This is a genomic window from Caballeronia hypogeia, from assembly GCF_001544875.2.
Taxonomy (GTDB): Bacteria; Pseudomonadota; Gammaproteobacteria; order Burkholderiales; family Burkholderiaceae; genus Caballeronia; species Caballeronia hypogeia.
The window spans coordinates 45,966-67,631 of sequence record NZ_FCOA02000022.1; the positions used below are offsets into that span (position 1 = coordinate 45,966).

Annotated in this window: 18 protein-coding genes; 2 read left to right on the forward strand and 16 right to left on the reverse strand. The window is 65.8% G+C overall.

Annotation, left to right across the window (positions count from 1 at the left end):
- Window positions 1–57: 57 nt before the first annotated feature.
- A complete protein-coding gene (locus AWB79_RS26330) occupies window positions 58–642 on the forward strand; it encodes a histidine phosphatase family protein (RefSeq protein ID WP_061170383.1) in 585 nt (194 codons plus the stop codon).
- A 9-nt stretch (window positions 643–651) separates the two neighbouring features.
- On the opposite strand, the gene AWB79_RS26335 is transcribed toward AWB79_RS26330, so the two are convergent.
- From AWB79_RS26335 to AWB79_RS26385, 11 genes are all read right to left on the reverse strand, one after another.
- Entirely contained in the window at window positions 652–1,695 is a 1,044-nt protein-coding gene (locus AWB79_RS26335; protein WP_061170384.1) for a LacI family DNA-binding transcriptional regulator, read from the reverse strand.
- Window positions 1,696–1,721: 26 nt separating this feature from the next.
- Window positions 1,722–2,951, reverse strand: coding sequence for an MFS transporter (locus tag AWB79_RS26340; protein WP_198399105.1), 1,230 nt, complete (start codon window positions 2,949–2,951; stop codon window positions 1,722–1,724).
- A 131-nt stretch (window positions 2,952–3,082) separates the two neighbouring features.
- A complete protein-coding gene (locus AWB79_RS26345; RefSeq protein ID WP_061170386.1) occupies window positions 3,083–3,817 on the reverse strand; it encodes a ribonuclease activity regulator RraA in 735 nt (244 codons plus the stop codon).
- A gap of 13 nt (window positions 3,818–3,830) precedes the next feature.
- Entirely contained in the window at window positions 3,831–5,564 is a 1,734-nt protein-coding gene (araD, locus tag AWB79_RS26350) for an L-arabinonate dehydratase (RefSeq protein WP_232471025.1), read from the reverse strand.
- Between the two features lie 94 nt (window positions 5,565–5,658).
- Window positions 5,659–6,324, reverse strand: coding sequence for a MarC family protein (locus tag AWB79_RS26355; protein ID WP_061170388.1), 666 nt, complete (start codon window positions 6,322–6,324; stop codon window positions 5,659–5,661).
- Between the two features lie 102 nt (window positions 6,325–6,426).
- On the reverse strand, window positions 6,427–6,768 hold the full coding sequence (locus tag AWB79_RS26360) for a hypothetical protein (protein WP_061170389.1): 342 nt from the start codon (window positions 6,766–6,768) through the stop codon (window positions 6,427–6,429).
- A gap of 63 nt (window positions 6,769–6,831) precedes the next feature.
- On the reverse strand, window positions 6,832–7,590 hold the full coding sequence (locus AWB79_RS26365; protein ID WP_061170390.1) for a flagellar brake protein: 759 nt from the start codon (window positions 7,588–7,590) through the stop codon (window positions 6,832–6,834).
- A gap of 309 nt (window positions 7,591–7,899) precedes the next feature.
- Entirely contained in the window at window positions 7,900–8,880 is a 981-nt protein-coding gene (locus AWB79_RS26370; RefSeq protein ID WP_061170391.1) for a hypothetical protein, read from the reverse strand.
- A gap of 236 nt (window positions 8,881–9,116) precedes the next feature.
- Window positions 9,117–10,202 carry an alpha/beta fold hydrolase gene (locus AWB79_RS26375; RefSeq protein WP_096031615.1) on the reverse strand — a complete coding sequence of 362 codons (1,086 nt, stop codon included), beginning with the start codon at window positions 10,200–10,202 and terminating at the stop codon, window positions 9,117–9,119.
- A gap of 130 nt (window positions 10,203–10,332) precedes the next feature.
- Window positions 10,333–11,679: a glycosyltransferase family protein gene (locus tag AWB79_RS26380; protein WP_061170393.1), complete on the reverse strand. Its 1,347-nt coding sequence runs from the start codon at window positions 11,677–11,679 to the stop codon at window positions 10,333–10,335.
- Between the two features lie 138 nt (window positions 11,680–11,817).
- Complete coding sequence (locus tag AWB79_RS26385) at window positions 11,818–12,453, reverse strand: TetR/AcrR family transcriptional regulator (protein ID WP_061170394.1); 636 nt, start codon at window positions 12,451–12,453, stop codon at window positions 11,818–11,820.
- A gap of 206 nt (window positions 12,454–12,659) precedes the next feature.
- Between AWB79_RS26385 and AWB79_RS26390 the strand changes: the two genes are divergently transcribed.
- Window positions 12,660–12,938 (forward strand): hypothetical protein, encoded by a 279-nt coding sequence (locus tag AWB79_RS26390; RefSeq protein WP_061170395.1) that lies wholly within the window; start codon window positions 12,660–12,662, stop codon window positions 12,936–12,938.
- 38 nt (window positions 12,939–12,976) lie between these two features.
- Here AWB79_RS26390 and AWB79_RS26395 read toward each other — a convergent pair whose 3' ends face one another.
- The 5 genes from AWB79_RS26395 to AWB79_RS26415 form a co-directional block, all read right to left on the reverse strand.
- Complete coding sequence (locus AWB79_RS26395) at window positions 12,977–13,723, reverse strand: peptidoglycan DD-metalloendopeptidase family protein (protein WP_061170396.1); 747 nt, start codon at window positions 13,721–13,723, stop codon at window positions 12,977–12,979.
- A 175-nt stretch (window positions 13,724–13,898) separates the two neighbouring features.
- Window positions 13,899–14,762 (reverse strand): alpha-amylase family protein, encoded by an 864-nt coding sequence (locus AWB79_RS26400; protein ID WP_374728566.1) that lies wholly within the window; start codon window positions 14,760–14,762, stop codon window positions 13,899–13,901.
- On the reverse strand, window positions 14,759–17,182 hold the full coding sequence (locus tag AWB79_RS26405; RefSeq protein ID WP_061170398.1) for an NfrA family protein: 2,424 nt from the start codon (window positions 17,180–17,182) through the stop codon (window positions 14,759–14,761). Before AWB79_RS26405 ends, AWB79_RS26400 begins: the two co-directional genes overlap by 4 nt.
- Window positions 17,179–19,359, reverse strand: coding sequence for a glycosyl transferase family protein (locus AWB79_RS26410; RefSeq protein WP_061170473.1), 2,181 nt, complete (start codon window positions 19,357–19,359; stop codon window positions 17,179–17,181). Before AWB79_RS26410 ends, AWB79_RS26405 begins: the two co-directional genes overlap by 4 nt.
- Complete coding sequence (locus AWB79_RS26415) at window positions 19,359–21,587, reverse strand: cellulose biosynthesis cyclic di-GMP-binding regulatory protein BcsB (protein WP_061170399.1); 2,229 nt, start codon at window positions 21,585–21,587, stop codon at window positions 19,359–19,361. Before AWB79_RS26415 ends, AWB79_RS26410 begins: the two co-directional genes overlap by 1 nt.
- Window positions 21,588–21,666 lie beyond the last annotated feature (79 nt).

A 21,666-nucleotide genomic window follows, 5' to 3' on the forward strand; every position in this document is an offset into this window, starting at 1 on the left:
GCAGAATGCCGATGCGCGTCGGCGCGAGCGATTTTCATCAGACACCGGGTGAACGACATGAACATGAAAGGCGGCGTCCATATCTGGCTGATCCGGCATGGCGAAACCGAATGGAGCAAGTCGGGCCAGCACACCGGCACGACGGACATTCCGCTCACCGACGAAGGCCGCAGGCAGGCGACCGCGCTCGCACCGGTGCTGGCTTCCCAGCCGTTCGATCTGGTTCTGACGAGTCCGCGAAGCCGCGCGATCGAAACCTGCCGTCTCGCCGGGCTGGGCGCGCGCGCGAAGGTCGAACCGGAACTGCACGAGTGGAACTACGGCATCTACGAAGGCCGCACGACGCCGGAAATTCGCGAGGACGTGCCGGACTGGTCGGTATGGACTTCGCCGATTCCCGAGGGCGAAAACATGGCCGATGTCGGCGCGCGGGCGCAGGCGCTCATCGACAGGCTGCTCGCGACGAACGCGACGCACATCGCACTGTTTTCGCACGCGCATTTCTCGCGCGTGTTCGGCGCGCAATGGGCGACCGGCTCGCCCGCGCTGGGCGCGCATCTGGCGATGGACACCGCGGCCATGAGCGTGCTCGGCTACGAGCGCGACGTGCGCGCGATCATCAAGTGGAATCTGCTGCCCTGAGGGCGTTTTTCAAAGCGTTTCGCGTTCGACCAGATCGAAGCCGACGTCGACGAGCGTTTTCTCCGTGTTCCCGCCGAACCGGTCGATGAGACAGCGCGCCGCCGTCGCGCCGATGCGTTTGCCGTCGACGCGCACGGTCGTCAGCGCGGGCGTCGTGTCGGCGGTGAATTCGAGCGCGCCGAAACCGCATACCGCGATGCGCCCGGGAACATCGATGGCGAGCCGCCGCGCCTCGGACACGACGCCGAGCGCGAGCAGGTCGGAGCTGCAGAAGATGGCGTCGACGCCCGGGCGGGTTTCGAGAATGCGCTGCAGCCCTTGCTTGCCGAGCGCGACGGAACTGGGCGGCGGCATCAGCAATTCGGCGACGTCGGCGATGCCGCGCTGCGTGAGGGTATCGATGAAGCCGCGGCGTCGTGCGAGCGCGCGCTGGTCGTCGGCGGAGACGAGCGCGGGACGGCGCGAGCCGCGCGCAAGAAAGCGTTCGGCCACGGCCACGCCGATCCGGTAATGCGAGAAGCCGACGAGCATGTCGATGGGATCGTCGCTCATGTCCCAGGTTTCGACGATCGGAATGCCGATCTTGCGCAGGCGTTCCCGGAGTGTCGGCGTATGCGCCACGCCGGTGAGGAACACGCCTTCGGGGCGGCGGCTCAGGATCGCGTCGAGTAGCTGGTCTTCGTCTTCGTCGCTGTAGCCGGACAGGCCGAGCAGCACTTGATAGCCGGCGCGGGACATCGTGTCGCTGAACACTTGCACGGTCTCGGAGAAGAGCGAGTGCGCGACGGTGGGGACGATCGCCGCGATCAGGCGGGATTTCGCCGATGACAAGCCGCCGGCCAGGCGATTCGGCACGTAGCCGAGTTGCGCGACGGCCTGGCGAACGCGAGCCCGGGTTTCGGGCGCCACCGTCTCGGGGGCGTTGATCACGCGGGATACGGTTATTGGCGAGACGCCCGCCGAGATGGCGACGTCGGTTATGCGCACGGTTTTCGCCGCCGTACGGGGGCGGCGTTTGGGGGGCGCCGGAGGAGTCGTGGGTTTGAGGCGCATCTTATTCGGCTTCCATGAAATCCCGATCAAACATCCCTCGAAGCCTTCCGCATCAAAACCACCGTCACAAAAGCAAAAATCAACAAGCATGCAGCAGGAATCAGCATGGGAGCCTTAACCGACCCACTAGCCTGCCTCACCCAGGGCACGAGATTCTGCGCGATGAATCCGCCGATATTCCCCAGCGAATTGATGGCGGCAATCCCCGCCGCCGCCCGCGCACCCGTAAGAAACTTCGGCGGAATGGTCCAGAAGCAAGGCAACAACAGATACATGCAGGGCGCACCCAGACACAATGCGATGAACCGCAATGTATTGGTCGGCAAAAACACGCTGCCAAGAAAGAACACGACGCCGATCAAAGCCGCCGCCAGCATGGCGCCCATCGTCCGATTCCCTCGCCGCAGCTTTCCCGGCAACCAGGCGAGCACAAGCGTAGCCGCCAGCCACGGCACGATGTTCAGCAAGCCGTTGACCGTGTTCGTCACGCCGAAGCCCTTCACGAGCGTCGGCAGCCAATAGCTCACGCCATATACCGACATCGACAGCATCATGTAGTACAACGCCATGCCGATCACGCGCGGCTCCGTCAGCACCCGCATGACATGCGACCCGCTCTTCTCGACCTTCTGCGCGTCACGGCGCTCGATCTCCAGCGTATCGTCGAGCCAGCGCTTCTCGTCATCTGAGAGAAACGTGGCTTTCGAAGGCGCCGCCGGCAGCCACAGCAAAACGACGAACGTCAGCAACACCGACGGCACACCCGTCACGATGAAAACGAGTTGCCAGCCCTGAAAATCGAACCAGTTCTTGTCGAGCAGATAGCCGCAGATCGGCGCGCCGACCATATTGCCGATGCTGCTGCCCAGCGTGAAATACCCCAGCATGCGCACGCGATGCCGCTGCGGAAACCACAGCGTCAGGTAATAGATCACTCCCGGATAAAGCCCCGCCTCCGACGCGCCCAGTAAAAAGCGCAGCACGTAGAACATCGTCGCGTTCTTCGTGAACGCAAGCAGAATCGTCACGACGCCCCACGTCAGCATGATCCGCGCAATCCAGCGCGGTGCGCCGTACTTGTGCAGCATCACGTTGCTCGGAATCTCGAAGATCAGATAGCCGATGAAAAACAGCGATGCGCCCAATCCATACGCGACTTCCGATATGCCCAGACTGCCGAGCATCTGCAGCTTCGCGAAGCCGATATTCGACCGGTCGATATACGCCACCAGATACAGCAGCCCGACGAGCGGCATCAACCGCCACGCCAGGCGATTGATGAGACGCTGTTCATCGACATTGCTTGGCGTATGGGTCTGCGACAGAGTGTTCAAAGCATCTCCTTGCGCCGCGTCGTGCGCGCGGCTTTTTCATCAACGATGAAAAATCAGCCGCGCTGCTTGCGCCACTCCTTGTACGCGGTCAGCGTCTCCTCGTTCGGCGGATACGTGCCGCGCAGCACCGCGCCGCCCTCCACGCGCGCCGACAGAAACTCCTCCATGATCTCCTGCTCGGTCGCATCGCGCGCGACTTCCTCGGCCATGTAGCGCGGCACGATCACGACGCCATCGACATCGCCGACGACGATATCGCCCGGATACACCGCCACGCCGCCGCACGCGATCGGCACGTTCATGTCGACCGCATGATGCTTCGCGAGATTGAGCGGCGCGCTCGCGCCCGCGCAGAACAGCGGCAGGCCGATATCGCCGATGGTGCCGGAATCGCGCACGCAGCCATCCGACACCATGCCCGCGACGCCGCGCATCTTCAGACGCGTCGTGAGAATCGAGCCGGTCGAGGCGACGCTGCGGTCACCGCGGCAATCCTGCACCAGCACGCTGCCCGGCGGCGCGGTCTCGACGGCCTTGCGCTGCGGATGATCCGGGTCCTGAAACACGCCGACGTGATCGAGATCCTCGCGCGCCGGAATATTGCGCAGCGTGAACGCCGGTCCGACCATGTTCGGCGCGCCCTTCACGGGCTTCACCAGCGGCGCGACGCCCTGCAGGAACACGTTGCGCAGGCCGCGCTTGAAGAGTTGCGTCGTGAGCGTCGCGGTGCTGACGTGGCGCAGCAGTTCGATGGTTTCGTCGGAAATGGCGATGTCTTGGGTCGTCATGATGTTGCGCTTCTCAGTGAATTTCCGGCTCGCCGCCGGTCGCGGTTTTCTCTTCGAGGAAATCGAAATCGCAGCCCTTGTTCGCCTGTGTCACGTGCAGTTGATGCATGACGCCAAAGCCGCGCTCGAACGGACGCTTCGGTGGCGTCCAGGCGGCGCGTCGCGCGGCGAGCTCTTCGTCGCCGACTTCGAGATGCAGACGCCGCGCGGGCACGTCCAGTTCGACGATGTCGCCATCCTTCACCAGCGCCAGCGGCCCGCCGACGAACGATTCCGGCGCCACGTGCAGCACGCACGCGCCATAGCTCGTGCCGCTCATGCGCGCATCCGAGATGCGCACCATGTCGCGCACGCCCTGCTTCAGGAGCTTTTGCGGAATCGGCAACTGGCCCCACTCCGGCATGCCCGGCGCGCCCACCGGACCCGCGTGCTGCAGCACGATCACCGAATCGGCGGTGACCTCGAGCGCTTCGTCGTCGATGCGCGCGGCCATGTCGGCGTAATCCCTGAACACGACTGCCGGTCCGCGATGCTTCAGCAGATGCGCTTCCATCGCGGCGGGCTTGATCACGGCGCCGTCGGGCGCGAGATTGCCGGTCAGCACGGCGAGGCCGTCGTTCGGCACCAGCGGATTGTCGCGGCGGCGGATCACGTCGTCGTTGAAAATCTCGGCGCCCGCGATGTTCTCGCCGAGCGTCGCGCCATTGACGGTTAGTTGAGTTCCGTCGATCAGATCGCCGAGCTCCGCGAGCAGCGCGCGCAGGCCGCCCGCGTAAAAGAAGTCCTCCATCAGATACTTGCCGGCCGGGCGAATGTTGCCGATCACCGGCGTCACGCGCGCGAGCTCGTCGAAGCGCGCGGTCGTCAGCGGCACGCCGGCGCGCCGCGCCACCGCGACCAGATGCACGATCGCGTTGGTCGAGCCGGACAGCGCGAGCACGGTGGTCACGGCGTTATCGAAGGATTTCGGCGTGAGAATGTCGGACGGCTTGAGGTCCGTCCACACCATCTCGACGATGCGCTGCCCCGTCAGCGATGCGTACTGCGCATGCCGCGAGTCCACCGCCGGAATCGACGCGAAGCCCGGCAGCGTCAGGCCGAGCGCTTCGGCGGCGCTCGTCATCGTCGACGCGGTGCCCATCGTCATGCAATGTCCCGGCGAGCGCGCGATGCCGCTTTCCACGCCCTTCCACTCGTCCTCGGTGATCTTGCCCGCGCGCAGTTCCGCCCAGTATTTCCAGGTGTCCGAGCCGCTGCCGAGCGTGCGGCCGTTCCAGTCGCCGCGCAGCATCGGACCGGCGGGCAAATAGATCGACGGCAGATTCATGCTGATCGCGCCCATCAGCAGGCCGGGCGTGGTCTTGTCGCAGCCGCCCATCAGCACGCAACCGTCGAACGGATACGAGCGCAGCACTTCCTCGACTTCCATCGCGAGGAAGTTGCGATAGAGCATGGTCGTCGGCTTCTGAAACGGCTCGGCGAGCGTCATCACGGGCATTTCCACGGGAAAGCCGCCCGCCTGCCAGATGCCGCGCTTCACTTCCTCGACGCGCTGCTTGAAATGCGTGTGGCACGAGTTGATCTCGCTCCACGTATTGATCACGGCGATGACCGGCTTGCCCATGTAATCGGACGAGTGATAGCCCATCTGCGCCGTGCGCGAGCGATGCCCGAACGAGCGCAGGTCGTTCACGCCATACCAGCGATGGCTGCGCAGTTCTTCCGGCTTCTTGCGATTCGAGGTCAAGCAGCGTCTCCTTGATGGTAGCGTTACCATTCGAGCGTAAGATGGTAGCGCTGTCATCGGGGAGAGTCGCTTGGGGTTTTTCCGGGGAATATAACTATTTGATGTTGAGCGGCACCGAGCCGATCAAATCAGAAACCCCGAGCCACAGAATCTGCACGCCGATGCAAAAAATCACGAACGCGAACAAGCGCATTGCGATCTGCGTGCCGCTGGTGCCGAGCAGACGTTCGAAATGTCCGGCGAAGCGCACGCACAGATAAATGCTTACGCACAGAATCACCAGGCCGACGCTCACGCCTGCGATATGCACCGGTTGCAACCCGTGACGCGGCGAGCCCGTACCGAGTGCGATCGCCACGCTGATCGCGCCCGGCCCGACGGTGATCGGCAAGGTGAGCGGATAGAACGCCTTGGCTCTCAGCGATGCGCCGCTGCGCGGCTTGGGCACGGATTCCGCGCCGTCGTCAGCGTCGGGCGCCTGAAGCAGCGCCCATCCCGCCATCGCGACGACCAGGCCGCCCGCCACGCGCAGCACCGGAATGGAGATGCCGAAGAACGTCAGCACGTATGCACCGATGGAAAGTGAAGCCAGCAGAATCGCGAAACTGTTGAGGGAGATGCGTCGCGCGAGCTCCGCGCGCTCGGCGTCGCTGATATGCGGCAGCATGCTCAGGACGACGAGCGCCGTCGCCGGCGGATTGATGATCGGGAACAAACCGGCGACGATCAGGAGCACCGTCTTGGCGAATTCGTTGAGCATGCGCGTCGTTGTCCGTTCGTCGTTGGCCGCATTGCACCCTTTCAGCAAGCCCGGACATTGTGCACGCCAAGTGGACGCGCGTGCGCGTGATCTGCTCAGGAATCAGGCAAACGGCGTCGTGAGAATCAGCGCGCATTCGGTGACGAACGAACCCAGCCCCACGCCGATCAGCACCCGCGCGACGAGCGTCCAGACGCGATGCTCGACGTTGCCCGAGCAGCGCCACGCGATGGTGCACCACAGCAGATAGACCACCGAGCAAAGGGCGAATACGCCCAGCATGCCGGGCCAGAACCAGACGGTCATCAACAGGAAAGTTTCGGGAGCAACGCCGCTCGTCCAGAGGTCGAGATAGACGATCCACCATGCGACGTGGATCGGCACACCCAGCAGCCACCAGACTTTCCAGAAGCGTTCTTCTCCGCGCCAGGCCTTGCGAAACATGCGTCGCCGTGCAGTGGAAGGAGGCACGCATTCTACTCCACGCATGCCAGGGTCCGAGTCGCGTTACGCCGAGAGGCTGCGCCGCTTCGCTTCCATGCGCGTGATGAGCCGCTGAAGCACGTTCTCCGCCGCGCCCGACAGTTGCAGGAAACGAAAACCGACCACATAACGCACGTCGCCGCGCGGCGTTTGCACGGTGCGCGGCGAGACGAGTTCCAGATCGACGGGCAAGCTCACGCCCGCGCCGAGATGCAGGACGACATCGTTGAACACCGTGCCGATCTCCGTTTCCGCGAGACGCGGCGAGTCCATGCGCAGCGCAATGCCGCCGAGCGACAGGTCGTGTACTTCGTAGCGGAACGCTTCGCCATCGGCGAACGCGCCCTTCGCGTAAAACGGTTCGAGGATCGGCGTCGGCACGCGGAAATACTCGCGGCGCTGGAACTGGTAAAGCTTCTCCGGAAGCCCGACTTCTAAAGCCTGCCGCCCTTCGTAGGTCACCGCATGCGCGGCGGCGGTCGTGAACTCCACACGCACGCCATCGGGCGCGCCCTTGAAATACAGTTGCCGCGCTTCGAGCAGCGCGCGATTGTCCGACTCGACGCCGCCCCAGTCGAACACAATGCGCTTCTCCCGGACATCGACTTCCAGCAACTGCGTGACGATCTGGCCTCGCGCGCTCGTCACCGTCAGCATGTCGCGGCGCTGCACGAGATGGCGCAGGCAAAGGGCAATCTCGGAGGGAATGAGCCGCGCGAAGCGCTCGTGATCTTCGGCGAATTTCTCGATGTCGGACGTTTGCGGCAACGGTTCGGCAAGCATGGTGGTCCAGTCTGGTTTTTTGGTTCGGGACGGCAAACTGCGCGAGCGGCAACTCCGGATTCGATCATTGGCGATTGGCCGATTGTCTCGGTCGATGCCTGCTCGTTCGAAAAGTTTTATCGATGCTATTAGCTGATGATACGTATGTTGCCCGAAAAAAATCGGCTTCAGTACACCGGTAACAACTAGATTTCCATGGCAATTCAGCGTTTTGCAGAGCAGCAAAGCGTATTTATTACATTTTCCTTTCGACAATGAAGAAGGCCGGCGCAAAGCGTCCGGCCTTCGTTGGGGAACGAAAACAAATCGTCAGACGAGCGTATCCGCGGCGCTCGCCAGCGCGCGGCGACGCAACGGCGCCAGCGCCGCACCGATATGTTCACCTTGCGCCTCGCTGATCATGCTCGTCAGGACATCGATGAAACGCGGCTCATCGACTCCCGACACGATGTACTGCCAGCGATACGCATCGAGCAGACCCGCGTGTACGCGCGCCTCCTCGTCGATAGACAGCGCACGGTCGAGCAGCGAGACGAAGTAATGCGCGTCGGCGGCGGCCTGCGCCTGCATCATGCCGTCGATGGCCGCGACCAGATCGATCAGGTCGCCGATCGCCGCGTCGCGCGCCGCGTCGTCGATACGCGCGTCCTCGCGCAGCCATTCGAGCTCGTCGAGAATCGCGTGCTGCGACTCCTCCTTCCAGTGAAACAGGAAGATGTCCTTGAAGAGCGGCGACAGGCTGGCATCGCTTTCCATGCTCTGCCGGTAATGCACCTGAGTGACGATCTCGATGCAGCACGTCAGCGCGAGAATCGACCACGTCGACTTGCCGAGCACGAACGCCGCGACTTCATCCGCCTGTGGAACGAAGCGGTAGCCGGGCGGCAGCGCCTCGGCCGCGAGCGCCTCGACGCGGCGAAACAACTCCTGATGCTTCAGCTCCTCGTCGGTGAAGCGGACGATCGCCTCGAGCGCGATCTGATCGCCGAGCGCGTGATCGCGGCCGACTTCCAGCATCTTCGCGCCGATGAAGCGCTCGATCATGCCGAACATGTTGGCGTAGGTACGGCCTTGAACCTGCGACATCAGGCGGCGTTCGCGCGCATCGAGAAACGGCAGGCGATGCGCTTCGCTCAGGCCGTCGGGCATGAACTTGTGCGCGGGATCGAACTGGCGGCCGCGCAGTACGTCGCGGTCGATGTCCCAGCGGATGCGGCGCGACACTTCGATGCACTTCGCGTAGCGTTGTTGCGTGCCCGACTGGCGGGTTTCGGCTTGAACGGCATTCATATACGGACTCCGGATGACTCTGTATCGACGACTGCTATGAAATAAGCGCCTTAAGGATGGCGCTCTCGTATCGAACAGATCAGCACAGGGTCTTGCGTCGCTTCACCGTTCTGCGAGCCATTCTCGCGATCCGCGCACCGGCGCACATGAGGCGCATGTCCCGGATCGGCCCCGGGACGCGGCGTTTTGGCGGCAAAGCAGGGGGACTCTTGTCCCGGTGACGGCTGGTGCCTGTGTTAAGCAGCCGGTGCGTCGAAGCCCGCGCGGCGCGCGAGCACAATGGCCTGCGCGCGGCTCTCGACTTCGAGCTTCGCAAAGATGCTGGTGATGTGATTGCGCACGGTCTTTTCGCTCAGCGCGAGGCGCGCAGCGATCTGCGCGTTGTCGCGTCCGCCCGCGAGTAGTTCGACGATATCGCGCTCGCGCGGCGTCAGTGCGGAAAACGCGGGATCGATCACGGCCGCCGATGGCAGGAACGCATGCACTTCCTCGCGCCAGCGCTGCCACGCGGCGTCGGTTTCGAGCACGAGATGGTTTTCGCTTTCGAGCGGCACGAAGCGCGCGCCGGGAATCTGTCCGGCGAGCAGGCGACTTTCGTCGAAAGGCACGCGCGCGTCGCCGCTCGCGTGCAGCACCAGCGTCGGGCATTGCACGCGCGGCAGCAGCTCCACTACGTCGATTTCGTTAAACACGCGCATGATGCGCGCGGCGTTGCCCGGCGTGGTCGTCAGGCGTTCCAGCTCGTTGAACCAGTGATGCTGCGCGGGCGTGCCGCCGGGAATGAACTGCGTCGTGAAAAACTGCCGGAACGCCGGATTATGCTGGCCCCAGCCGAGCTCCGCGAGCTTCACGAGCATTTCGGCCTCCTCGCGCAGCGCGGGATCGCAGGAGCGCTTGAGCCGTCCGCGCGCATAGCCGCCGTGCAGGACGAGATGCGTGACGCGCTCCGGATGGGCGACCGCGTAGGCAATGGCGATCGATGCGCCCTGCGAGATGCCGAGCAGCGGGAAGCGTTCGAGGCCGCTGGCGTCGACTACCGTTTCGAGATCGCGCAGCCAGGCGTCGAACGAAATATCCGCGACTTCGCGGTCGGAGAGGCCGCAGCCGCGCTGATCGTAGCGGATCAGCGTGTGCCGGCTGCACAGCTCGATCATCAGATGACTCCAGACCGGGCTCGTGAAATCCAGATCCAGATGACTGAGCCAGTTCGCCACCTTGATGACGGGCGGCCCCGATCCGCATGTCGCCGAGGCAATGCGTACGCCATCGCTCGCCGTGCAGAGACGAATGTGCTGCCGAGGTGTGAACGGACGCGTCACCATCGATGACAAGTGTATGTATGGACTACGTACAAAACGATGGCCGCGCGGCAAACGCGCGAAGAACTCATGCTCGCGCGTAATGGATTAGAAAGTCAAGAAGTGTGGCGAGCCGTGCGCCGGAGCACGCGGATCAGGGGCGGCGTGCGCCTCGCATCTGGCTCGCGGCGTCGCCATGGTGCATGACGAGCGCGCGCAGCGAAGGCCACATGTGCATGTAATGCACCATGAAGCTGTCGCGCGTCTGAAGCTGGTACGGCGTGTTGAGCGTCGTGCAGTCGAGCAGATCGCGATCGTCGGCCATGCCGTGGCGCTGCAGCACCTTGATGAACACGTCCTGATCGCCGCCGCTCGCGTAGGTGGACGACTTGTCCGCGACGCCTCCGATCGTCTGCTCGATTTCCGCGAGAAGGTCGAAGTTCTCCTGCGTGTTGCGAAAGCCCATGATGCCCGAGTTGAACTGCCAGCTGATGTCGCTTGCGATCACGCGCTGACGATCCTCGAGCAGCGGTTCGAGCGGCCGCCCCTGATCGACGACGAGCACGTCCGCATCGATCCAGAAGACCCATTCGTGGTCTGCCAGATGACGGCGCAGCACCCACGGTTTCAGCCAGTTGCCGCTCGCGCCCTTACCCGCTTCGGATGGCACGTCGCGATACAGATGGAGCGCGTAGCCGTGCCGATCGCAATAGCGTCGCAAATTGCGCGCGGCGACTTCACCGTACTCGCGGATGTTCGGCGTGTAGAGCATGGCGAGCGCGATGGGCGAAATCCGGTTCGACGCTTCGTAATCCGGCGCGGCCGTGTCGTCACCCGGTGACGGCAGCGTGACATAGGGCCGCCCTCTCGCTTGGCATTCGTTGACGTGCTCCGCGAACAGATCGCGCAGATCCGCGAAAACCGGGTGATTCTTCGGGGCCGCCGGAATATCGGCGAGCGCGAGCGCGAACGCGGGCCATTGCGCCCACACCGGGTCCACGTGCACGGCGGCGAGCACGACAGGAAAATAGCCTTCGATCATCGCGTTGAACTCGAGCGGCTCGAGCGCTTGCAGCAGGTCCGATTCGCTGGCGAGCGCGCCGCCGAACTTCGTGCCGCTGCAAATGCGCTGCACGCGCTCGCGCGCGGCCGGCGTGTTGCGCCACAGTTGGAAAGCCGCCATGACATAGCGCGACTCGCCGGCTCCGTCCCACTGGACGATCCAGTCGCGCGTCTCGTCGAGCATGAGCGTCTCGCAGGGTACGTCGCGCAGGAGCAGGCAATCTTCGGTCAGCAGCAGCACGAGATCGCCATCGGCGCGGTCGCGCAGCGTTCGCAACAGCACCTGGTATTTCAGCAGCGTGCGCAGATGCGGCCAGTTGACCGCGCTGGCGTCGACATAGTCGTGCGCGTAGGAATGGCGCGCGCAATAGCGGCGATGATTCTCGAACGACGCGCGAGCGGCATCGTCGGCGAAAAAACTGATGACGTGGGTTGTCATGGCTATGCTCCGTGATTGCGCGCGCTGAAGCAGGGAATTTTGTCCCGCTGTCCGGCGTGCTAGCAAGCACAAGCACAGTTTGTTTCTGTCCTGATGTCGTACCGGTTCGATCGTTTCGCAAAACGGCGCGCGCAGCCGTCAGCGTTTCGCGCGCATCGGCAAGGTCGAGATGAACTGGTCGATGGCCGCGAACAATGCCGCGCGACGCACGCCGTCCTGCGCCTGGATCGACAGACCCGCGAACAGCGTCATGCACAGCGCGGCGAGCGCCTGCACGTCGGTGCGTGCGTCGAGTTCGCCGTTCTCGACGCCTTGCGCCAGCCGCGCGGCGACGATCGACGCCACCTTGCGCCGGCGCTTGTGCATCTCCGCGCGCAGTTCCGCGTGCTCCGCACCCACCGACATGCCACCGAGGAAGATCATGCAGCCACGCGGATGCGCCGCACCGGTGAAAAGTTCGACGCTCGCGCGAAACATCGCGCGCAAACCATCGCGCACCGATTCGTGCGTCTGCAATTGCCTGAGCGCCGCGCCGCCTTCCGCGTCCGTGTACAGTTCGACCGCCTCGCGATAGAGGTTTTCCTTGCTGCCGAACGCCGCGTAGAGGCTCGGCGAATTGATGCCCATGGCGTCGACGAGATCTGCCATCGAGCAGGTGTCGAAGCCCTTGGCCCAGAACACTTCCATTGCCCGGCGCAAAGCCGATTCGCGGTCGAACTCGCGCGGCCTGCCACGCGTCTTGTGCTGCGTCTCCTGATCTTGCTGCGACGACATGTCTCGCTCCATTTTTCGCGCGAATTTCCGTGCCGGCGATTGGTGCGTGCATCGGAATTCTGAATTATGTGTCGATCGTAACAAAATAACTGGACGTTGTCGCGCGTCGCAGTTAACATATGTGTATCGATCGTTACATAAATCTTCGCGCGCCGAATCGAGCGGTTTGCGGCGCTTCGCGAGAACCCTTTCAGGAGTATCTAGTCATGAAATCGACTTTGTCCGCGCTTGCCGCCGCATTGTTGCTTGCCAGCCCGCTGGTGTCGTTCGCGCAATCAACGGCGGGCGAGCCTGCCGCTTCGCCTGCGACGTATTCCGTGTTCGTCGATCAACCGACTGGCTTCACGTTCGTGAAGATGCCGGCCGGCTGGAAGTTCGTCGGCGCGGTGTCTAAGGAAGAAGCTCAGCATGTGCCGGCGAATGTGTTGACTTCCGTGTTGCCGTCCAACTCCGCACGGCCGGTGAAGACGGCATCGATCAAGTAAACAGCGCCGAGGGCGGCGCCTCGACAAAACGCGCTGCCCTACGACTCACATCGTTTCAGATATGGCGCCGGGTCGACCGGTTTGCGATCTTTTCTCACTTCGAACAGCAACGCCGGCTTGCCATTGGGCGTCTTGCCCATCTCGGCGATCGCCTGGCCGCGTTTGACCTTGTCGCCTTCCTTGACGAGCACGCGCTGGTTGTAGCCGTAGGCCGTCAGCAAACTCTCGTCATGCTTGACGATGATGAGCAGGCCATATCCCTTGATACTGCTCCCCGTATAAACGACGCGCCCGCTCCTCGCGACCTTCACCGCATCTCCCGACTTGCCGCCGATCGTCATGCCCGAAGCATGCTTGCCGTCGAACGCCGTCAGAACGGCGCCGCTCACCGGCCACGAGAGTCCGTTCGTGCTGCAGGCCGCGTTGTTCGCGCCGGCTTGCGGTGACTTGATGCGCGGAGGCTTGCCGTCGTCCGGCGGCGGCGCCACGCGCAACACCCGGCCGGGTTCCAGTTCCGCCGTTGCCGACAGCCCGTTCCACCGCGCCAGCGATGCCGCGTCGCGGCCGAACGCGGCGCCGATGCTCGCGAGCGTATCGCCGCTGCCGACGCGATAGAAGCCCGGAAGCACGCGCGCCGATGCGTCCGCGCGCGTTGCCTCGTCGGCCGAAGCAGGCGCGGCCTGTTTGCTCGCGCATCCTGCAAGCAGGCAACCCAACAGGCAGGCCGAAATGACTAACGCGCGCGTCGCGCCGGACGCGCCTGCAGGGCGTTGTGTGGTGTTCATCTGAGTGCTTGACCGTGAAGACGAGGGGCCGCGTGACGAACCGCGGCCGTAAGCGGCCAGATTAACCGGGACCCGCCTTCAGATGCGCGACGACTGCCTGAACGCCACGATAATTTGACAACTTGTTATCGATTCGTCGTGGAATGCGGCATCGACCGATGGGGGGCCGTGAACCTTATTTGCGCGCGATGCCATAAGCATCGACCAGGCCCTGCACCAGGGCCGGCGAAACGTAATGCGGCCCGTCGAAGAGATAGGTTTTGTAGCCGCGATAGGCATCGATCTGCGGTTTCAGTTCAGCGACGGTGGCCGGGCGAAATCCGCCGCCCACTTGCGGCCTGAACGCCTCCGCGATGATCCGCACGCGGCGATGTCCCAGCCGCGCCGCCAGTTGATCCGCGTACTCGCGCGCGACGCGCGGCTCGCGCGCGTACACCCCGCAACCGTCCTGCAAGAGCACGCCGACATTGCGCGGAAGCCACCCGTCGAGCCATTCCGCGAGCGCCGCGCCGCCCACGTTCGCGCGGTCGTACACGCTGATCCACAACGGCTTCGGTAGCGCATCGAGCATCGTGCGCAGCGCGCTCGCGTTCTGCCAGGTCGGATCGATTTCGACGGGAAAGTAGTAGCCCGTCACATGCACCGGCGGACGGACATCCGCGAGCCACATCGATTCGATGAACAACTGCGCCGCGTTCGCGCGCGCCGCCGCTTCGTCGAAACGCCCCGCCAGCCCGACGATCACATCTCGCGCCCACGGCTCCTGTCCGATGCGCTCCCAGTCCGGCAGGCGCGGCGCCGCGCGCAGACCCGCGCCGGGCAGAAACGAGATGCCGTCCACGGCCGTCCATTGCACGATCAGCTCGTGCGCGCCGAGCCGGTCCCAGTCGCCGCGCGGATCGACGTGCGCGTTGTCCGGCTGCCAGACCACGCCGTCGACGAGGCGCGTACGCGCGTTCTCCGCATGCGCCAGTGCAGGCGCGAGCGCGAGGCCGAGCGTCAGGACGAGAACAGAGAGAAAGGAAGACGGTCGCATCAGTACGAGAATACCGCGCCGAAGAACACACCACGCGCGCGATCGTCGCCGGCCAGCCGGAAACGGTACTGCACCGACATATCGACGAACGAGCGCGGCGCGTCGTACGGCCCGCCGCGAAACCACCAGCGCGCCGCCACGCCCGCGCCGATGCCCACGGGCACGCTGCGATCGATCGCGGAATCGTAGTCCATGCCGATCACCGCATGCGGAAACACCGTCAGACGCGGGCTCACGGCATCGACGCGATACGTGCGGCCCAGACGCGCGTTCGCGGTCGCGTAGGTCGAGTCGTTGACGATGTAATGCCCGGCCTCGCCGTACACCGTGCCGGTCCACCAGCTCGGCACGTCGAGGCGGCGGGTGTCGCCGAAGCCGGTGGAATAGGCGGCGCGCGCGAGCCAGTCGGAACGCACGTCCGAGCCGATCGGCAGGATCTTTTCGAACGCGAAGATCGCATTGACCGATGCGAACGGCTTCGCGCGCGCGCCGATCGCCGCCTGCAAGGTCGACAGGCCCGACGGCCCGCCGCCCTTCACGCCGAAGTTCTCGTAACCGCGCGCGTAGACCTCGAACATGCGGTCGCCCAGACTGCCGAACGGACGCCAGTACGCCTCCACGCCAGCCTGCCAGTTGTTCGACAAGCCCGGCGCCGGCGCGAACGCGAAACCCTGTTGCGCGCCGTTGCCGCGATAGTTCACGGTCGCGCTGAAACCCCAGTCGCGCGTCGCTTCGGCGTGCGCGGCGCGGGCGTCGTTCAATGCTTGCGGCGTGAGCGCCTCGTCGGCGGAAGCGTGCGCGCTGCGATCGATCGCGCGTTCCAGATACTTCACGCCCTCGTCGTTGCGATGCATCGCCAGCGCGGCGTAACCCGCGTCGGCTTCGGCGGAGGCGGGCAGCTTGCCGTCGCGCTCGGCGCGCGCGAAGTGGTCGAGCGCGAGCGCGCTGTCGCCGGCGCGCTGGGCGATGAACGCGGCCTGCAGGTCGCTCATCGAATCGAGCAGATCCGCGTCGATGACGGCGCGTGCCTCCGCCGTAGCCTCGCGGGTGCGGCCCGCTGCCGCGAGCGCGTCGATCAGCGCGATGCGCGGCTGCGGATCGTCGGGCACTTCCGCGATCGCCGTGCGCCAGTAACCGATGGCCGCGTCGCGATCGCCGCGCCGTTGCGCAAGACGCGCCTCGCGAGTCGCGGCGAGCGCGGGATCGTGCGCGTAGACATCGCACGATGCGCCGAACTCATCCGCGCGGCATTCGAAGGTCGGGCGCGCGTGCGGATCGACTTGCGCCGTCCGCGTCGCGTTCATGCGCAACATTTTCTCCGCGCGATGGCGGCGCAGGATGATCGCGGCATCGGCGTCGTCGGGCGTGGACGTGTCGACGGGCGGCAGCGCATCGAGCGCGGCTTGCGGCTCGCCCGCAGCGAGCCGCACATCCGCGACGATCGTGCGCGCCACGCGGGCGTCGCGGTATTTGCGCGCGTCGCTCGCATTCGCAGACGCGGCGAGCGCGAGCGCCTGCGCGAAGTCCGCGTCCCTGCCCTGCGCCGCGCGCGCATAGCCGCGCATCGTCCAGACGAGCGCATCGTTCCGGTCGACCGCGATGGCGTCGTTCGCCGCCGCTTCCACGCCCGCGAGATCGCCGCGCGCGAACATCGTCTCGATGAGCTGCATGCGGAACTCCATGCGCTCCGGCGCGTACACGACCGCCTTTTGCGCGAGCCGTTGCGCGTCGTCGAGGTCGCCGCGCTCGCGCGCCGCGTACGCCGCTTTCGATTCCGCCGGCGCCAGCCGGTCGCCGATGAAGCGCCGCCGCTCGCGCAGGCCCTCGCCATCGCCGAAGCGCTTCGATGCATCGACGGCGGCGTCCCACGCCGCGGCATCGTCGCCGGATGCGGCGAGCGAGTCGATCAGCAGATAGCGCAAGCGCTCCGCCTGCGGCGCGAGGCGCACGGCTTCGCGGCTTGCCGCCGCCGCCGCCGCGTAATCCTTCTTCCCATAAGCGCGATAGGCCGCGCGCGCGGCCTTCAGAGCGGGTTCCGGCAAATCGCCCGGCACGCCGCCCGCGCCGCCCGACGCGATCAGCACGTCGATCTGCCTGCGCCGCGCCGTGAGCGACGGCAACGGCCCGAACTGCGCGATCGCTTCGGCAAGCACGCGGCTCGCGTCCTTCAGACGCCCGCGCGCCGCGAGCGAATTCGCGAGCAGCAGACGCAGATCGACGACGTCCGGGCGCTGGCGGATCGCCTCGCGCGCGCCGGCGATGGCATCGGCATAACGATGCTGGTCGTAAGCCGCGAACGCCTCGCGCGCGACGCGATACGCCGCGCCGCTCAAGGGCAGCGGCAAGGTTTCATCCGCGCGGGCGGCGCCTGACGCCCACAGCGCGGCGGCGGTGCAGATCGCGATGCGAAGCCGCCCCGTCATCGAATCCCGGCCCGCGCGAGATAGCGGCGGCGTTGCTCGGCAATCGCGACGGTCAATGCACCCGGCGTGATGACCTGCTCCGCCACCATGTAATCGCCGATGCGGCCGTGCCGCTCCGGCCGATAGTCCTGCAACGCCGTCTCGAACGCACTTCGCGTGACGAGCCCCATCTCGATCATGATGTCGCCGAGCAAGGGCACGCCGCGCGAAGCGGACACATCCACGAGCGATGGCGATTCGTCGTCGCCGCCGTCATCGCCCGTATGGACCGGCATGCCGACCGCGCGCAGCATCCGCAGGCCCGCTGCGATCTCGCTCTCGCGCACGATATGCAGCGCGACCGTATGACGCGCCGCCGCACGCAGTTCCGCGAGCGACGCGTCGTCGAGCAGGCTCGCGCAGGCAAACACCGCGTGGCCGTTCGCATCGCTGCCCTGCGGCAGCACGCGCAGGCGCACCAGCGTGTCCGGGGTCACGACGCTCTGCAAGCTCATGCGCGCCGGCTCGAAGCGCCCGCGCGGCAAGTCGGCCTGGAACGCGATCGCCTCGGCAAGCGTCTCCTCGTCGAGCCAGCCGCGCGTGACCAGCACCCGGCCGATCGGCGCCTCGCGCGCGTGTTCGGTGCGGCGCGCTTCGTCGAGCCGTTCGGGATCGATCGCCTGCCAGGACACGAGCAGTTCGCCGAGTTCCTGGCGCGTGTCGCGCAGGCCGTCGCTGCTGGGGAAATCGTGCATGGTCTTGTCCCACGCGAGCCGCCGCCCCGTCACCACATGCACGATGAAGAGCCGCCACGCACGCGCCACCGCCATGAAGTTGATGACGTTGCTGATCACCATGCGCGGCACCGCGAGCACGCCGTGCTCCCAGCCGTAGAGCCGCGTCGTGAAGATGATGCGTTGCACGACGCGCAGCACGAGCGCGACCGAGTTCGCCGCGAGCAGCGCGCCGAGCCACGGCGAATCGATGAACGGCGAGGGAAAGAACTGCGTCGCGACGCCCAGCCACGAGGCGGTGGCGAACAGCATGAACTGCACCGCGAGCAGATACGCGAGCATGCCGACGAACGCGGTGACCACGCCTTTTCGATCGCGCATCAGCAGATAGCGGTTCGCAAGCGACCCGCTCCAGCCCGTCAGCGCCCAGCCCTGCAAGCCGATGCCGAGCGTCCAGCGCGCCCGCTGCCGGTACGCGGTGCGAAACGTGTCGGGGAAGAATTCGCGCACGCACAGCGGCATCGTCATCCTGATTTCGCGTTCGGGACCGAGGCCGAACCAGCCCTTGCGGCGTGTCGTGAATTCGACGGGAAACAGCGGAAAGATCGACTGCATGCCGAGCCGCGTGATGCGCGTGCCGATGTCGTAATCCTCGGTCAGGCTTTCGGTGTTGAACGGCTGGCTTTCCGTCTGCGCGACGAGCGCGAGCATCGCGCGGCGCGAAAAGCACGTGCCCACGCCCGCCGAGGGCACCGCGCCCGCCAGACTTTCGCGCACGACGAGATCCTTCGCGTGCCATTCGGCGAACTCGTCCATATAGGTGCCCGCGACCAGCTCGAACCAGTGCCGCTCCAGCGACGCCACCGGCAACTGGATCATGTCCTTGCGCGGCAGAAGATAGTTGAAGAACTTGAGCTCGACCGGATGCAGCACGTCCTCGCTGTCATGCATGACGATGCCCGCGAACTCGATACCCGCCTCGAACTCGTAATGCAGGATCGCCTGCACGAGCCAGTTGAGGCAGTCGGCCTTGCAGGTCGGGCCGTCGTGCGGCACTTCCACGCGATGCAGATGCTTGTAGCGATGCCGCATGCGCTCGACTTCGGCGATCGTCGCCGCGTCGTTCTGATAGGTGCCGACGAACACCGTGTACGCGCGGTAGTCGAGAACGCGCACGAGATCCTCGATCATCGCGGCGATCACGTCGTGTTCGTGCCACGCGGGCACCATGATCGCGATCGGCTGCTCGTCGCGCGCGTAAAGCTGCTCGACGGTCAGCGGCGCGTATCGCCGCTCGATCGTGACGCGCCGCCATACCCGGCGCGTCCAGTACCAGATGTCGATGAAGAGATCGTCCAGGCTCGAAAGCAGGATGATCGCCGCGACCGTCGCGGCCACGTATTCGAGTCCCTGGTAGTAATCGGCGAGCAGGATTCCGCCGTACCACCTGAGCGTGTCGAGCATCACGCGCCGTCCTCGTCGTCCATGGCGCGGCCGTTGCGATGTTTCCTGCGCGCGGCGCCCGCCAGCGCGATCAGCGCGAGCAGCAGCGCGACCAGCACCGCCGGAATGCCCCAGCGCGCCCAGTGACGCGTAACCCAGTCGGTGCTGCTCGCGGGCTCATCGATCAGGTCGTCGGGGTTCACCGTGTCGAACTGCTTGAGGACGCCGCTGCCATCGACCACGGCGATATTGCCGCGCGAGAGCTGCAGCTTGTCGGTGAGCACCGGCGCCGCGCCCGCCGACCGGTACACGATTCCGCTCTGCCCGCCCGCGCTCGCGACGCTCAGCACCGCCACGCGCGAGAGGCCCGACATGTCCAGCAGCGTGTCGCCCGAAGGCGATGTCAGCGAAAGGCGCTCGGCCGAATACACGGCGGGATTCTTTTCGTCGGCGAGTTTCACGTCGGCGGCGAGGAACGGGCCGTCGGGCGTCGCGCCCTGTGCCGTGCCGACCGCGAACTTCGCGGACACCGGCGCGATACCCGCCGCGCCGGTCAGCACGGCCAGACGCGGCACGCTGTCGATGGCGTCATCCAGATAGGCGCGCGGCACGTAGACCGTCGCCGACGACGCATAGCGCGCCGCCATGCCCGCGAAGGTGTTCTCGGGCGTGGCCTTGGCGAGCCGCAGATGACTCGTCGGCAACACGGCGACCGGGTAGGTCTGGCGCGCCTGGCAACCCGCGTCGGGCTGGCGCCGGAAGGTCACGCGCAGATCGTTGGTGCGCGCGAGCGCGTAGCGTGGAATCGGCGCGATGAGACGCTGGCGGGCGCCATCCACGTTGATGAGCTTCGCGCCGATCATCACGTCGTTGAAATAGACCGTGGCGGTCGCGCCGCCGTTGGAAAGCGTCGGCGAAGCGGCGAGATCGAGCACCACCTGTTCCGGCAGGCGCCCGTTGCCCGAGGCCGCCGCGAGATCGAAGCGCGCGTCCCAGGAAGCGGCCGTCTGCACGTCGATGCTGCGCGGCTCGCCGCCGAGATCGGACAGCGCGATGTTGTCGGCGCGCGTTGGCTGCGCCACGTCGATGCGATGCACGACCACGCGGTTCGACACGTCGATGGGCCGCCAGCCGTGCGCCAGCGCGCCGATGCCGCGCGTATCGCCGACGACGATCGCCGCGCGCCCGCCCACGTGCGCCACGCGCACTTCGCCCGGCGCGAGCGGCGCGGTCAATTGGGACGCGGTGCGCTTGCGCCATGCATCGAAAGCCGCAGCCGCATCCGCCGATGTGTTCGCGATCTGCGCGCGCAGCGCATCGAGCGCGCCGTTGAGCGTCTTGCGCATCGCGTCGTCGGCGACGATCACGTCCGGTTCGAACGCGCCGCGCGCGCCCAGCGCGATCAGCGCGCCGACTTCCGCGTCGTCCTTGATCGCGTGCTTGCCGCCCGCCGTCAGCGCGGCGAAGGCCGGAACCGCATGCAACGCGGCGGGCACGTCGATGCCCGTCAGATCGACCGTATCGCCCACGGACGGCAGCGCCTGCATGACGGGCCGCTTGCCGTCGCGCTGCAGGAGGGCGTCGGTGCGCCAGGCGGTATCGAAGGCGCTCGTCGTCAGCTTGCGGCCGGAAATGCCGAGCACCGGCGCGTACGGCAGCGCGCTCCATGCGGTGCGCAGGTCGTGCACATCGGCGGGATTGAAGCGGAACGTGAGCCGTGTGGTCGGATCGACGCGCAGGACGTTGGCGATCGCGGTCTGGTCCGTGCACTCGGTCTGGCTAATGACGGAGGCGAAGCCGAGCCCCAGCCGCACGAAGCCCGCGCTACGCGGCGCGCCATCGACGCCCAGATTCACCGACACGCCGCCCGCGTCCTGCGTGAACGCGCGCGCGGCGACCGGCGAGCCGTCGAGCGACAGCAGCATGGTCACCCGGCCGCCGTCGCCGCGCACGTAACCGCCGTCGAATTGCAGCGTCGCGTCGCTGATCGGGATGCCGGCGGGAACCGGCAGGAAGAACTCGCGGCGCGTGTCGGGCGCGTTCATCGTCACGCTTTCGAGCAGACCGAGCTGGCGCAGCGTGACGGTGCGCGTTTCCGGCACGTCGAGACTCAGGCGGTCGAATGCGCCGGATATTTCGTTGTCCGCCGCGAGCGCCGCGCGCGGCACGCATGTGAGAAGAATTGCGCACGCCGTAAAAAAGGCCAGAACGGCGCGCACGCGACACCGTTTGAAATTGTCGTTGACCACGTTGTGTGACTCGAAATAATCGCAACGTGGCGGAATGGCCGCGCACGGTTCGACGCTGCCCGAATCGATCGGACCGCCT

Coding starts and splice junctions, on each gene's coding strand:
- AWB79_RS26370 (WP_061170391.1), bottom strand. CDS start 8,880: ATGAATGCCGTTCAAGCCGAAACCCGCCAGTCGGGCACGCAACAACGC.
- AWB79_RS26385 (WP_061170394.1), bottom strand. CDS start 12,453: ATGTCGTCGCAGCAAGATCAGGAGACGCAGCACAAGACGCGTGGCAGG.
- AWB79_RS26375 (WP_096031615.1), bottom strand. CDS start 10,202: ATGGTGACGCGTCCGTTCACACCTCGGCAGCACATTCGTCTCTGCACG.
- AWB79_RS26335 (WP_061170384.1), bottom strand. CDS start 1,695: ATGCGCCTCAAACCCACGACTCCTCCGGCGCCCCCCAAACGCCGCCCC.
- AWB79_RS26380 (WP_061170393.1), bottom strand. CDS start 11,679: ATGACAACCCACGTCATCAGTTTTTTCGCCGACGATGCCGCTCGCGCG.
- AWB79_RS26360 (WP_061170389.1), bottom strand. CDS start 6,768: ATGTTTCGCAAGGCCTGGCGCGGAGAAGAACGCTTCTGGAAAGTCTGG.
- AWB79_RS26390 (WP_061170395.1), top strand. CDS start 12,660: ATGAAATCGACTTTGTCCGCGCTTGCCGCCGCATTGTTGCTTGCCAGC.
- AWB79_RS26345 (WP_061170386.1), bottom strand. CDS start 3,817: ATGACGACCCAAGACATCGCCATTTCCGACGAAACCATCGAACTGCTG.
- AWB79_RS26405 (WP_061170398.1), bottom strand. CDS start 17,182: ATGACGGGGCGGCTTCGCATCGCGATCTGCACCGCCGCCGCGCTGTGG.
- AWB79_RS26355 (WP_061170388.1), bottom strand. CDS start 6,324: ATGCTCAACGAATTCGCCAAGACGGTGCTCCTGATCGTCGCCGGTTTG.
- AWB79_RS26330 (WP_061170383.1), top strand. CDS start 58: ATGAACATGAAAGGCGGCGTCCATATCTGGCTGATCCGGCATGGCGAA.
- AWB79_RS26395 (WP_061170396.1), bottom strand. CDS start 13,723: ATGAACACCACACAACGCCCTGCAGGCGCGTCCGGCGCGACGCGCGCG.
- AWB79_RS26365 (WP_061170390.1), bottom strand. CDS start 7,590: ATGCTTGCCGAACCGTTGCCGCAAACGTCCGACATCGAGAAATTCGCC.
- AWB79_RS26340 (WP_198399105.1), bottom strand. CDS start 2,951: ATGCCGCTCGTCGGGCTGCTGTATCTGGTGGCGTATATCGACCGGTCG.
- AWB79_RS26410 (WP_061170473.1), bottom strand. CDS start 19,359: ATGCTCGACACGCTCAGGTGGTACGGCGGAATCCTGCTCGCCGATTAC.